Source organism: Brevibacterium sp. 239c (genome assembly GCF_900169365.1).
GTDB lineage: Bacteria > Actinomycetota > Actinomycetes > Actinomycetales > Brevibacteriaceae > Brevibacterium.
Genome location: NZ_FXZH01000004.1, coordinates 150,186 through 163,831, shown reverse-complemented (window position 1 = coordinate 163,831; position 13,646 = coordinate 150,186). Strand labels below are relative to the sequence as shown.

12 protein-coding genes are annotated in these 13,646 nt (G+C 62.6%); 9 read left to right on the top strand and 3 right to left on the bottom strand.

The window, feature by feature from the left end:
- Positions 1–42 precede the first annotated feature (42 nt).
- Positions 43–450, bottom strand: coding sequence for a phage holin family protein (locus BSP239C_RS05515; RefSeq protein ID WP_101570719.1), 408 nt, complete (start codon positions 448–450; stop codon positions 43–45).
- A 181-nt stretch (positions 451–631) separates the two neighbouring features.
- Complete coding sequence (gene acs, locus BSP239C_RS05510; RefSeq protein WP_101570717.1) at positions 632–2,566, bottom strand: acetate--CoA ligase; 1,935 nt, start codon at positions 2,564–2,566, stop codon at positions 632–634.
- Between the two features lie 326 nt (positions 2,567–2,892).
- Between acs and BSP239C_RS20685 the strand changes: the two genes are divergently transcribed.
- The 9 genes from BSP239C_RS20685 to BSP239C_RS05460 all read left to right on the top strand — a co-directional run bounded on the left by BSP239C_RS20685 (position 2,893) and on the right by BSP239C_RS05460 (position 11,337).
- Complete coding sequence (locus BSP239C_RS20685) at positions 2,893–5,601, top strand: hypothetical protein (protein WP_180958931.1); 2,709 nt, start codon at positions 2,893–2,895, stop codon at positions 5,599–5,601.
- Between the two features lie 245 nt (positions 5,602–5,846).
- Positions 5,847–6,854, top strand: a complete 1,008-nt coding sequence (ssd, locus tag BSP239C_RS05495) for a septum site-determining protein Ssd (protein WP_101570715.1) — start codon at positions 5,847–5,849, stop codon at positions 6,852–6,854.
- The gene (locus tag BSP239C_RS05490; RefSeq protein WP_101570713.1) at positions 6,851–8,020 is read left to right on the top strand and encodes a TadA family conjugal transfer-associated ATPase; all 1,170 of its coding nucleotides are present in this window, start codon (positions 6,851–6,853) and stop codon (positions 8,018–8,020) included. The genes ssd and BSP239C_RS05490 overlap by 4 nt, the downstream gene beginning before the upstream one ends.
- The gene (locus BSP239C_RS05485) at positions 8,020–8,697 is read left to right on the top strand and encodes a type II secretion system F family protein (protein ID WP_101570710.1); all 678 of its coding nucleotides are present in this window, start codon (positions 8,020–8,022) and stop codon (positions 8,695–8,697) included. Before BSP239C_RS05490 ends, BSP239C_RS05485 begins: the two co-directional genes overlap by 1 nt.
- Positions 8,661–9,323, top strand: a complete 663-nt coding sequence (locus BSP239C_RS05480) for a type II secretion system F family protein (protein WP_257930093.1) — start codon at positions 8,661–8,663, stop codon at positions 9,321–9,323. Before BSP239C_RS05485 ends, BSP239C_RS05480 begins: the two co-directional genes overlap by 37 nt.
- Positions 9,324–9,442: 119 nt before the next feature.
- Positions 9,443–10,045: a GNAT family N-acetyltransferase gene (locus tag BSP239C_RS05475; protein WP_101570704.1), complete on the top strand. Its 603-nt coding sequence runs from the start codon at positions 9,443–9,445 to the stop codon at positions 10,043–10,045.
- A 233-nt stretch (positions 10,046–10,278) separates the two neighbouring features.
- Positions 10,279–10,599, top strand: coding sequence for a DUF4244 domain-containing protein (locus BSP239C_RS05470; RefSeq protein ID WP_101570702.1), 321 nt, complete (start codon positions 10,279–10,281; stop codon positions 10,597–10,599).
- Between the two features lies 1 nt (position 10,600).
- Complete coding sequence (locus BSP239C_RS05465) at positions 10,601–11,023, top strand: TadE family protein (protein ID WP_101570700.1); 423 nt, start codon at positions 10,601–10,603, stop codon at positions 11,021–11,023.
- On the top strand, positions 11,020–11,337 hold the full coding sequence (locus BSP239C_RS05460; protein ID WP_101570698.1) for an Rv3654c family TadE-like protein: 318 nt from the start codon (positions 11,020–11,022) through the stop codon (positions 11,335–11,337). The genes BSP239C_RS05465 and BSP239C_RS05460 overlap by 4 nt, the downstream gene beginning before the upstream one ends.
- Before the next feature lie 28 nt (positions 11,338–11,365).
- Here the strand turns inward: BSP239C_RS05460 and BSP239C_RS05455 are convergent, their stop codons facing one another.
- Positions 11,366–13,642, bottom strand: coding sequence for a DEAD/DEAH box helicase (locus BSP239C_RS05455; protein ID WP_101570695.1), 2,277 nt, complete (start codon positions 13,640–13,642; stop codon positions 11,366–11,368).
- Positions 13,643–13,646: the final 4 nt, after the last annotated feature.

The window sequence follows — 13,646 nt, the reverse complement described above, 5'->3', positions numbered from 1 at the left end:
CCGAGTGTGGAGCTGTTCTGCTGTGCTTTGTTGCGAGATCTGTCAGTAACGCGGACCTGAAGGGTTCTTCAGTGCGCGCTTGACCGAGGCGAACAACGACTTGGCCGAATCGATCGCTGTGCCCGGAACCGGGTTGCCCTTCTTGAACAGCGGCAGGGCAATCAGAACGAGGATGATGGCGAGCACCGCGAGGATGCCGAAGACAATGAGGAAGCTTCCCCACCACGGCCAACCCAGGCCCTCGTGGAATGCGGCGGCCCCGGCGAAAATCACCATGAACGATGACAAGAACAAGAAAAACAGGGCCACGACAGCAAGTGCCGATCCAATGCCCAAGTTCTTCGCCCCGGCTGTGGCTTCAGCCTTGGCCAGCGCAATTTCTTCCTCGGCGATCGCTTTGGAATCGTCGCCGATGCCTTTGATCAGTTCGCTGATCGACCTCTCAGCCATGAGTGCTCCTATCGACAAAAACTTGGACAATCTTTCTTAAGAGTAGTCTGAACGCGCCCGGTGACCAAAGAAATACGGGCAGTAAAACGAGAAAAACCCGCCAGATGAATCCGGAACGGCTCTTTGCGAGCATCCGTTCTCACCGGCGGGTTTGCCTCAGTGTCGCCTTAATGCAGCAGGATCAGTCCTTCGACACAGATTCTTCGATTAGATCCATGACCGAGGAGTCGGCCAGGGTCGAGGAGTCTCCCACCTTGCGGTGTTCGGCGACGTCTTTGAGCAGACGGCGCATGATCTTGCCGGAGCGTGTCTTCGGCAGTTCGGACACTATATGAACCTTTTTCGGCTTCGCAATCGGCCCGATGTCCTTGCCGACATGCTTCCGCAGCGTCTCGGACGTTTCCGGAGAGTCCTCGACATCGTTGCCCACGATGACGAACGCAACGACGGCCTGACCGGACGTATCGTCGGCAGCTCCGACCACAGCTGCCTCGGCGACATAGGGGTGAGCAACCAAGGAGGACTCGATCTCAGTAGTCGACAGACGGTGCCCCGACACGTTCATCACGTCATCGACACGCCCGAGGAACCAGATGTCACCATCTTCATCGCGCCTGGCACCATCCCCTGCGAAATAGGTGTCCTCGAAGCGTGACCAATAGGTCTCTTTGAAGCGCTCGGGATCTTTCCAGATACCGCGCAGCATGGACGGCCACGGCTGACGAATGACGAGCAGCCCGCCCTCTGGGCCGGCGGGGCTGTTGCCCTCATCGTCGACGACATCGACGGAGACGCCGGGAATGGGACGCTGCGAGGATCCTGGCTTCGTCGACATCACACCGGGAAGCGGAGCGATCATATGCGCGCCGGTCTCCGTCTGCCACCAGGTGTCGACGATGGGGCAATTCTCACCGCCGACGACGCGGTGGTACCAGCGCCAGGCTTCCGGGTTGATCGGTTCGCCGACGCTGCCGAGCAGGCGAAGGCTGGAGAGATCGTACTTGGCTGGGATCTCCTCGCCCCATTTCATGAACGTGCGGATCGCCGTCGGTGCGGCATAGAGGATCGTTGCCTTGTACTTCTCGATGATCTCCCACCAGCGGCCCTGGTGAGGAGTGTCGGGTGTGCCTTCGTAGACAATCTGCGTGACGCCAGCGGCCAACGGACCGTAGGTGACGTAGGAATGTCCGGTGACCCAGCCGACGTCGGCCGTGCACCAGAAGACATCGGATTCGGGCTTGATGTCGAAGACGGCCTTCATGGAGTAGAGCACCTGAGTGAGGTATCCGCCTGAAGTGTGCAGAATGCCTTTCGGCTTACCTGTCGTTCCCGAGGTGTAGAGAATGAACAGCGGGTTCTCGGAATCGAAGAACTCGCATTCGTGTTCAGGGCTCATGGTTTCCATGGTCTCGTCCCACCACTGATCCCGGCCGTCGACCATTTCGACGTCCTGACCGGTGCGGCGGACCACGAGAACGGTTTCGACGGGAGTGTCTCCGTGCGACATAGCCTCGTCGACGGCGGGTTTGAGGCTGGTGGCCTTGGTGCGGCGGTAGCTGCCGTCCGCGGTGATGACCACACGTGCCTCGGCATCGATGATGCGTGAGCGCAGCGCGTCGGCAGAGAAGCCGCCGAAGACAACAGAATGGGCAGCGCCGAGGCGGGCGCAGGCGAGCATTGAGATCATCGCTTCAGGGATCATGGGCAGGTAGATTGCCACGCGATCTCCGGCTTTGACTCCGAGGTCGGTGAGGGCGTTGGCTGCTTTGGACACTTCGGCGAGCAGTTCTGCGTAGGTGAAGGAACGGGAGTCGCCGGGTTCCCCCTCGAAGTTGATGGCAACGCGATCGCCGTTGCCCGCGATGACGTGGCGGTCGAGGCAGTTGTAGGCCACGTTGAGTTTGCCGCCGATGAACCACTTGGCGAATGGAGGGTCAGTCCAGTCGAGCACTTCGCCGAAGTCTTCGTTCCAGTCAACGAGGTCACGAGACTGCTCGGCCCAGAAGCTCAGGTAATCGGCATCGGCACGTTCGTATTCGTCGGCCTTGACATTGGCGGCAGCAACGAACTCTTCAGATGGGGCAAAGGTTTCGGATTCTGCTGTGCTGTCGGTCATTTTTCCCTCCGGCTTCATTGATGGATCGAAAATTCTAGTTGCACTGTATACCCGAGAAGGGCCCCGGGGGCACCGTCGTCCGTTCGATGAACGGTGGTTTGCGGGGGTAGCAATCGCACAGAGCCTGTGCTATACGGCACACTCTATGAGCCGAGTGAAACGGGAGCGAGGCCCATCCTGATATTCAACGACAGCTGACAGGCGGCACAGAAGGAGTGCGCAGGGGGTCCTGTTCTGCAAGGATGGGGTCGGAGTCTGTCAGGATGGAAACTAGACAGACACATGAAGTTTGACGACCCTGTCCCCACGAGCGACTGGAGCAATCGATGAGTTCGCCGCAGCACCCCACCGGATCGGGACCACAGCAGTGGCACGATCCGCACGTGCAGAACCCCGGGCCGAGTAACCAACCACCGTTCGGCCAGGGGCCGGCGTACGGATCAGGACCTGCTTTCGGTGCCGGCCATGAATCTCAGTCGTCCGGGCCCGGAGGGTACGGCGGTGGTCCTGTGGGTTCGGCTGGCCCAGGTCCCTATGGTTCAGGTGGACCGGGACCCTATGGTTCAGGAGGCCCAGGGCCTTACGGTTCAGCCGGACCAGGACCCTACGGTTCGGGTCCAGTCCCGCAGAACACCGGCCCGAGCCCTTACGGTTCAGCTCCAGGACCCGGTCCCTACGGCTCAGCGCCGGGGCCATATGGTTCGGGAGGACCGGGACCCTATGGTTCTGCGCCTGGTCAGTTCGGCTCTGCGGGGCCTGGCGTTCAGAAGAGTCCTCGCACCGGACCGGGTCTTCTCGGTCCGCTGACCCTGCGCGATCTGTTCCTGCTCTTCGCGGGACTTCTTTCGCTGGTTGTTCTCTTCGTGCCGTTCAAGACCGCTGGATTCGTCTCGTGGTCGATGTGGCAGTGGTCCATCGACGCTATGGGCACCCTGACTTTCGATGTGTTCGGAATCTGGTTGATCGTGGCTGCTGTCCTTGTCGGCAAATTCGGCAACGGCAGTCTCAAGGTCGGTTCCCTCAGTCTTGATCAGGCGATCTCGGTTCTCTCCGGTGCTGCGTTCACCTTCGCATTCGTTCACCTGCTGACCTCGGTTCAGTTCTGGCACGTCGGAGCGTACCTCGCGTTCTTCGCAGCTTTGATTGCCTTCTTTGCGGGCGTATTCACAATGCTCCCCTTCTTCAACAAGGAGTTCGTGATTCGCGAGGACGTTGCCGCGCATCCGAAGGCACGCCCGGTGACCAAAGGCGTGCCGCACCCAGCCCCAGTAGCGAATATGCCAGGTGCCCACAACGGCCCGGGTGGGTTCGGTGCGCCCTACGGTAGCCAGCCCAATGGCGGCCAGCCCAACGGTCCGATCGGTTCGCAGGGTCAGCCAGGTGCCCCTATGCATCCGGGACAGCCAGGCGGCCCCGGACAGTACGATGGACAGAACCAGTTCGGCGCAGGGGGACAGCCAGGACAGCCCGGTCAGCCAGGTGGCGCCGATCAGTTCGGACAGCCCGGTCAGCAGGGTGGAGCGAATCAGGTCAGCCAGCACGATCAGCAAGGGCAGTTCGGCCAGCCAGGCCAGTCGGGGCAGTTCGCTGCGCCGGAGCAGAACGGCCAGCCCGGTGGACAAGACCAGTTCGGTCAGCCGATCGGAACCGGTGGCAACAGTCCATATGCTCCACCCGAGCAGCAGGCGCAGGAGTCGTCTTTTGACTCTGCAGCGGCTGCCGATGACTCGGCGGACCAGGCAGTGCAGAGCACCGGGTCAGGTCAGACCTACCTGGGCGACCAGCACCCACAAGACCCACAGCACACTCAGAGTGAACCGACGCAGACTTTTGGCTTCGGTGCTCATCGTGAAGAGTCGCCGTGGAGCAATGACGGTGAAACAGCAGTTCAGGCTCCGGTGCCTGCTGACAGTTCAAACGTCAGCGCCCCACAGTCTGACAGTGGTGACAACGATTCGTCGGGAGCGGGCACGACTGCTGCTGTCGCAGGTGCAGGCGTCTTGGGCGCCGGTGCAGCTGTTGCTGGAGCCGCATCCGCGAGCTCGGATTCGGACCGGAACTCGGATTCGGATCGGAGCTCGGATTCCGAAAACGGTTCTGAATCGGAACGTCGGCGCGGACGGCATGCCGCCCCGAGCACGGACACCGATTCCGAGGCAACTGGCGCACAGCCCGACAGCGAAACCGATCATGTTGCAGGTGAGACCGCGACATCGTCTCCGGAAGAGTCCTCAGCACTGATCGGCGACGATTCTGCTTCTCCTGCGGAGGGCAGTTCGTTCGCCACGAAGGTCAACGCTCACGACTCGGACACCAACGTTCGTGCCTCCGAGGGAGTAGCGCTGAAGCCGGAGAACGATTCGAACGGCTCGACTGACTCAGCCGATTCAGCCGACTCTGCGAATGCCGACCGCAGCGAGGGCAGCACAACAGGAGGCGACGCCACTGTCGTCAACGGATCCGCCGCAACCAGCGTTGCAGAGTCCGATTCGGAACGTCAGACTCATCCGGAAGCTGACGAACCGACGCAGTATGTGCCCGTCGGCGGTCACAGCATTGACGACCGCAGCAGTAACGGTCACAGCGGCAGCGGCTCGGACACCGGAGAAGCAAGGGGACGTGCCGGAGACAACGCCGAGAATGCGCCCTCAGCTCCACAGTTCGGAGCTGCGAACGTTTCATCGAATTCGTCGTCGAACACCTCCACGATCGACGAGGACGAGACTGTCGTCCAGAGTGCAGTTCAGCCCGGCAATAATCCTGACGACCGCGAGGACGGGTCGGGTGAGAACCGGAATGACGCTGATCAGGGCGGGGCCAACCACGGAAATGGCCAGACCGTCATCCAAGCGTTCTGGTTCGCCGTTCCCGAACCGCGCGAAGCCGTGGATGCGACCACCGGTATGCCGGTGTTCACGATCTACCCGGGAGACTGGTTCCTCGGGCTCGAGGACAACGGTTCGTGGTTCAAGGTCCGTGATTCCGACGGTCGTGAAGGACTCCTGCGCAACACCGAAGGTGTCCAGCGGGGCTGATTCCATATCGGTCGACTCGTGTGCTCGGGCTTGTGGACAATGATCCGAGCACACGACGTCTGACCAACTGAGCTGAAAGCGCCAAACCGCGCCCGTGGGGCACATGGCCAGGCCAGATGCTCAAGCCGACCAGACAGGGGCGGCTCCTGTGACTTAAGCGCACAGGAGCCGCCCCTTCTGTGTTCTGTCCACAGGCTGTCTATCCGTGCTGTCCTCAACGAGGAGGGCAGGACCACGCTGTCAACATGCAGGTAGCACTCATCACCGACCTCGGCGCCATCACCGACGAATGCGCACGAGTGGCCGAAAGCATCGGCATCTCACTCAAGGTTCTGCCTCCGGATTCGGGCGGTTGGCAGAACGCTTCGCTCATTCTCCTCGGCGAGGACGTTCGCGAAGCCCCGCGCACCGACCATGCGGACCGCATCCTCGTCGTCCTTGACGGGGATGAACCCAGATCGGCATGGAAACGTGCGGCCCACCTCGGCGTCGAACAATTGGCGGTTCTGCCCTCTGCCGCCGAATGGCTGAGCGGACGCATGATCGCAGCCGTCGAACCACCTGTGACACCTGGTGTGACTGTCGGAGTTGTCGCCGGGTGCGGAGGAGCGGGCGCCTCGGTGCTCTCGTGTGCTCTCGCCCGCCGCGCCGGACCGGATGTGAGCACCGTCCTCGTCGACGCCGATCCCCTGGGCGGTGGACTCGATCTGGTGCTCGGAGCAGAGCAGGTCCCCGGACCCCGTTGGGCCGATCTCAGCGCTTCACGCGGACAGCTTCGCCCCTCGACTCTGAGTCAGGCATTGCCACGCCACGAGGGCCTGGCGATCCTGTCCTGGGGTCGGGACGACATCCTCGATCTCGACCCGGATGTCTTCGATGACTTCCTGGCCGCTGCCGGGCAGGCGTTCGAACTCGTCATCGTGGATCTGCCACGCCACGCCCCACCACAGTGGACTCGCCGCTGCCATCATGTTCTCCTTGTCTCCCCGGCACGGGTCAGGTCGGCAGTGGCGGCATCTCAAGTCGCCAAACGACTGTCCCAATCCCATCCTGACGTTCGTCTCGTCGTTCGTGACACCGGCGCCGGAGGGCTCGATGCCGAGCTCCTCGCGGAATCCATCGGCCTCGACCTCGCCGGCAGCATCCGCGACGACCGTGGTCTGTCCGCGGCCGTCGACCGCGGCGAGGGCATACCGGGCGGGGCACGGCTGGGAAAGCTCGTCGACCGACTCCTGGGGGAGTGGGTGGAATGAGCGAATGGCTCGACGCCACGCTCGTGGCGGAGGTGCGCAAGACTCTGCTCGACAATCCGGGACCAGTGACCACAGCAGCCGTCGCCGAGGCGGTTCAACGGACCGGTCGGGTGCTCGGTTCCAGCGCCCTCCTCGAACTTGTGAACCGACTGTCCGCGCAACTCTCAGGTGCCGGCCCCCTCCAATCGGTGCTCGAAGTTGCCGACACCACCGATGTCTTCGTCAACGGACCACGTGAGATCTTCGCCGACACCGGAACGGGCCCCCAGCTACTCGACCTGTCTTTGGGCTCCGAGGACGAAGTACGGTCCTTGGCCGTGCGCTTGGCGGCTCTGGGCGGCCGGCGTCTCGATGATTCCTCGCCGTTCGTCGATGTCAGACTGCCCGACGGGGTGCGCATGAACGCGATCGTGCCACCGATCTCCGGTGAGCACACCACGATCTCCTTCCGCGTTCCCCGGCACGCTGGTTTCACCTTTGACCAACTGTGCGCGGGCGGATTCATTCCCGACGAGGTGCACGAACTCCTCATCGATGCGGTCCGATCTCGCGCCAACATCCTCATCTCCGGTGGCACAGGAACCGGAAAGACGGTCCTCCTCGGCGCTCTTCTGGGGCTTGTCGACTCGGATCACCGCATCGTCATCGTCGAGGACTCTCGGGAGCTCATCGTAGGACACTCCCACGTGGTCCAGCTCGCCGCGCGCCAAGCCAATGTCGAAGGCGGTGGTGAGGTGACGTTGACGGACCTCGTCCGCAACGCCCTGCGGATGCGCCCCGACCGCCTCGTCGTCGGAGAGTGTCGCGGAGCCGAGGTTCGGGACATGCTCACGGCGCTGAACACCGGCCACGAGGGCGGCAGCGCCACAATCCATGCGAACACGGCCGAAGCCGTACCCAGCCGCGTGGCAGCACTGGGAGCCTTGGCGAACATGAGTCCACAAGCCGTGTTCTCACAATTTTCCACCGCCATCGACCTCGTCATCCACCTGCGACGAATCGGAGCGGATCGAGGAATCACGGAACTGGCAATCCCGATCCGGGAGAACAGCAGCGGGGTCACGATGGAACCCGTCTGGGGTCGTCCCTCTCCGCTGTCCGAGGGAACGTTCAATCGTCGTGCGCTGAGCCGATTCGAAGCAGTGCTCGAGCAGAAGGCAGCCTGATGATCGCCGCTCTCGCAGTGCTGATGGCACTGAGCATCATCCTCAGCGCACCGCTGGATCCGGCAGCGCGGCTGCAGGATCTGCTCCGCCCACGTCAGGACCGAGACGACTCCCGCCGGGGTCGACGACAAACCAAAGAGGACCCAGAACAGGAGAAACTGTGGGCGATTTCAGCGGTGGAGAACTGTGCGCATCTGCTCAAGGTGGGCATGACTCCGCAGGCAGTGATGGCGACTCTGAGCAGGCAGAATGCACAACTGGCACCGATCTCACGTGCGATCTCTCTGGGTGAAGAGCCCGGACGAGCCATTGCCACCAGGGGAGCGGCACTGCCAGCGGCAGCGGCCGCAATATTTGCCGGCATGTCGTCCGTGTGGACCGTGTCGGAACGGTCCGGTGCACCCGCAGCCGACATGATTCTCCGGTATGCGAAGGCACAGCGCAGTGCCCTCGACGCCGATCGGGAAAGACGTATCGCCATGGCCGGACCTCGCGCGACAGTCCGCGTGCTCAGCTGGCTGCCACTGATCGGTATCGGTCTCGGCCTGCTGATCGGCGTCCAACCAGGTGAACTCTTCTCGGGCCTGCCGGGGCGGTTGAGCATCGGGGGTGGATTCGCCCTCTACTTTCTTGGTCGCTGGTGGATGAGGCGAATGATGATTCGGGCGGAGCGCTGAGCGATATGACCGCAGTCCTGGTGGGCGCACTCATCGCGATCGGAGCCCTGCTGTGGTCGGGCAGGTCCGACGGGCGGCTGAGACGTCTGCTCGATGGGCAGGGTGTACGAGTTGGCGGTTCCTCTGGTCGAGATGGCGTCGACCACACTGCTGCAGATGAACCGCGCAGGAATTCGCAGCTTGATACCCGGCCGGTTTCTCGGGTAGACGATGACCTGCTCGCCTTCGACCTTGACCTCGTGGCCATCTGCCTCACCTCCGGGCTGCCGATCCCGGTTGCACTGGCATTGACCGCCGAGGCGACAGACGACCGATCACGCCTGGGGCGAATCTCGCGATCCATGACGATCGGAGGCCAAGACCTGTCCGATGATGACCGACTTGTTCCCGTTCTCGAGGTCTTCGAATTCTCTGAACACACGGGCGTCGGTCCGGCCCCACTCATCGAGTCTGTCGCGAAGGAACTGCGGGACTCCTCCCGCCGGCGACGACAGGAGGCAGCTGCGGCCTTGGGCGTCAAACTTGTCGTGCCGCTCGGAGTCTGCATCCTGCCGTCATTCCTGCTGCTATCGGTCGTTCCCGTTGTCATTTCGCTGCTATCGGATCTGACGACCGTCTTCTTCTGACACAACCTGCCGACTTCACGCTTCGACTGCGCTCGCTGACCCCACCCGTCGTGTGCCCATTTCGGCTGTTTCAAGCGACCGTCGACCGGCCGTTCAGCTGACCTTGCTAAGGTCGGGGGATGGCACCGGTAACGCCCTTCGATCAACTGTCCAACGTCGAACAAGCTGAAGCATACGCTGACAACCTCTTCACAGGTCGGCACGTACGGCTTCGTCCGCTCCAGCAAGAGGATCTTCCCTACCTCGAACAGTGGTGGTTCGACCCCTCGATCGTGGTCCTTCAGAACCACACAGTCCTCCCGCGTCCCGAAGGCGGAGTGTCCGAAGAGTTCTCGCTGTGGAGCGCGAACAAGGACACGAACGCAGTCGGCTTCAGCATCGAACTGCTCGAGACCGAAGAATTCGTCGGCCACGTGACACTCTTCGGCCGGAATTCGGTCAACCAGTCCGCCACCCTGGCCATCATCCTCGGACCCGAGTTCCACGGCCGCGGCTATGGCTCCGATGCTGTGCGTTTGGGCATCAAATACGGCTTCCTGCAGTTGGGACTCAATCGTATCGAGCTGCAGACATGGGCGTTCAACACTCGCGGTATCGCCTCATACACGAAGGCCGGATTCGTCGAAGAAGGGCGCCGTCGTGAGGCTGTCTTCTTCAACGGTCGCCGTCACGATGAAGTCCTGATGGCGATCCTCAAGGAGGAGTGGGCAGGCAGAGGCTGACCCTTGGCCGTCTGATCCACACACTCCGTGCTTCGCAGGTTGAGGCTCAGTCGATCGAACCGACTCGAGTGCGCCAGCCTGTGGAGTCTGGCTCGACTCGAGCGTGTATCGGCTGTGGACGCTGAACCTGTTTCCACAGCCTGATTGTCGGCTCTGGACGTGAGCCCGCGTCCCCTCCAACACTGAAATTCCCTTCGCAGACCGCGAACGGGGGCTTCAACGAGGAGGAGACTATGAGCACAGGAACTAAGGCGAAGGACTGTGACGGGCCGTTGTACCCGCAATGGGGCGATGCGCGCGGCGTCGGTACCGACACCAGCACCGACACCGACCCAGATACGTCTGCAGGCGCCATCGACAGCGCAGAACCGTGGCGAGAGGACGACTCCCCAGAACCATGGGGCCCCGACGCAGGAGCGACGACCGCAGAATATGCGATCACCACCCTCGCAGCCTGCGGATTCGCAGCGCTGTTGGTCGTCATTCTGAAATCGGAACCGATCAAAGAACTCGTCACCGGCGTGATCCAGACAGCGCTCGGACTCGGAGCCTGACGTGGCGACCGGATGTTCCTGTGACCGACGAGGAAAGCAGCACCGGGATGCGGGTACGGCCACGGCCGAATTCGCTGTTGTCATGCCCGCCATCGTGCTTCTCATCATCGTGCTCACAGGAGCAGCCGCCGTCGGCTTCTCCCAGCTGAGAGCCTTCGACGCAGCCAGATCTGCGGCCCGGGAAATCGCCCGCGGCGAGCCTCAGACAGCGGTCGTGACCGAAGCGAAGAAGCACGCCGGACAGGCCTCCGAGGTGCTGGTCCGTTCCGAAGGCGGATATTCGACGGTGACCGTCACCATCGAACTTCCCGCGGCAATCATCTTCATCAACGAGGTCGAGGCCGAGGCAACGGCGCGAACTGAGGGCGACCGCTCCACTACCAGTGAGGCGCTGGGTCCGCACACGTCAGGCGGACTGCCGTGACGAATATCGTTGCCGGACTGTGTTCGATGATCCTGGTCCTCGTCACCGCCATCGGTGGACTCAGCCAAGCCTTCGCGGCCCACAGCACGGCGCAGAGTGCCGCCGATCTGGCCGTGCTCGCAGCAGCAGACGCAGTTCGCGGACTCGCTGCCGGTGAACCCTGCGACATCGCGAAGGAGGTCGCGAAGCGCAACGGGGCAGCCGTCACCGACTGTCGAGCCTCAACGTCTGAGCAGAGCGCCTATATTCAGGTTGAAGTCGACATCCCTGGTCCCCTCCCCAAAGTGAAGGAGAAGGCCGTGGCCGGGAAGTAGAACAGATGGTCAGAGATGAAGGAGCTGGTCAGTCCAAGATGGTGCGCAACAGCCGCAAAGCTGCATCCTTCTCCAAGGGTTCATTGCCGTTTCCACACTTCGGTGACTGTACGCACGACGGGCAGCCATCGGCGCAATCGCACGCCGAGATTGCATCGCGTGTCGCTCCGAGCCATCCTTCGATGACCTCATAGCCGCGTTCGGCGAATCCGGCACCACCGGCAAGACCGTCGTAGACGAAGACCGTGGCCATTCCGGTGTCAGCGTGCCGGGCGGTGGAGACACCGCCGATGTCCCAGCGGTCGCAGCCGGCAAACAGCGGCAGCAGGCCGATGGAGGCATGCTCGGCCGCATGAACGGCGCCGGGCAGGTCAGCGGCGACGATCTCAGCTTCATCCAACAGGGTCTGTGGAATCGTCCACCACACTGCCTTGGTCTCCAAAGAACGTTCGGGCAGATCGAGCTCGTGTTCGGCGATGATCGACCCGCCACGCTTGGCCCGCATCCGGTACGCGACGACATGATCTTTCACGTCGACAGTCCCGCTGCACACCGTGACTCCAGACGGCAGAGCCCGCTGCTGATCGGTGCCGACGATGTCGATCTCGGTCTGCGACCGGGCCTGCGTCGTGTAATCGACCTCGGCGCGCTCCACGAATGCAACATGATCCTCGAGATCAAGATCGAGGACAGTGAAATCGGCGCCCTGATGCGTGTAGACCGCGCCGGGATGGGCGCCGGTGAAGGCCCCGGACTCATCGACAGTGCCCAAGAGTGCACCGGTGCTGGCCTCGACCAGACGGAACTGGCCGCCACCGCTGCCACGAATATCAGACATGTTCGCTGCCGGTTCATCCTTGGCCCAGAACCATCCGGTAGGGCGTGCGCGCAGGAGCTTTCGCTCGACCAGATCAGCGAGCACCTCGGCGGAGTTGGACGGAAAATGGACAAGATCGGCTTCCCGCAACGGCACCTCTGCAGCCGCAGCACACAGGTGCCCTCCCAGAACATGCGGATTCCCGGGATGGATGACTCCCGCATCGACGGGAGCATCGAAGATGACCTCAGGATGGTTCACAACATAAGTGTCCAGCGGGTCGTCACGGGCGATGAACACGGCCATCCACCGCTGTCCCGCACGACCGGCGCGTCCCGCCTGCTGCCACAGTGACGCCAAGGTACCGGGCCAGCCGGAGATGATGACGAGGTCAAGGCCGGAGATGTCGATTCCGAGCTCAAGGGCATTCGTCGACGCAACCGCCAGCAGACGACCCGACCGCAGTGCGGATTCGAGAAGTCTGCGCTCCTCGGCTAGATAGCCGCCGCGATAGGCCGCGACCTTGTCCTTCAATGAGCCATCGACCTGACTGACCTGGTCACGGACGGTCGAGGCCAGGGCCTCCGTGCCGCGACGGGAGGCGATGAACGCAATCGAGCGATACCCTGCACACATTGCATCGGTGAGGATATCGGCGGCTTCGACCAGACCGCTGCGGCGCTCGCCTCCCGGGGAGACCGGTGGTTCCCAGAGAGCGAAGCTGCCCTGGGCTCGAGGAGACGAATCCTGACTGACTGCGTGCACTTCGCGTCCGGTGAGCTTGGAGAACGCCTCATCTGGGTTCGCCATCGTCGCCGAAGCTCCAATGACCACTGGGTGTGCCCCATAATGGGCGGCGATGCGCAGCAGACGCCGCAGGATCAGTGCGACATGAGAGCCGAAGACTCCCCGGTAGCGGTGGGCCTCGTCGATGACGATGAAGCGCAGTGATTTGAACAGCCGCGAGAACCGTTCATGCTGCGGCAGTATCCCACGATGAAGCATGTCCGGGTTGGTGAAAATGATGTTCGCATGCCGCCGGGCCCAGTCCTTGGACTCCTGAGGCGTGTCACCGTCGTAGGTCGCCGGCCGCATTCCCTGGACGATGAGCTTCTCCAAGTTCGCCATCTGATCGGCGGCCAACGCCTTCGTCGGTGCGATGTAGATCGCCGAGGAGGTGCGCAGCTTCGTGCGGGTGCTCTGAATGGCTTCGAGGACCGGAAGCCAGAATCCCAAGGATTTCCCCGAGGCGGTGGGGGTGGCTATGACGACATCGGATCCGTCTCGCGCGGCCTGTGCTGCCTCGCACTGGTGGTCCCACAGCTGATCGACGCCGATGGCATGACAGGCGTGTTTGAGTTCCTCATCGATCCACTCCGGCCAGTCCGACTCATGTTCGAACCGCTGTGGAATATCGCGCACGTGGACGATCCGGTCATCCCGGGCACCGTAACCGGTGACGATGTCGAGAAGAGCAGAAGAGGCCATGGCC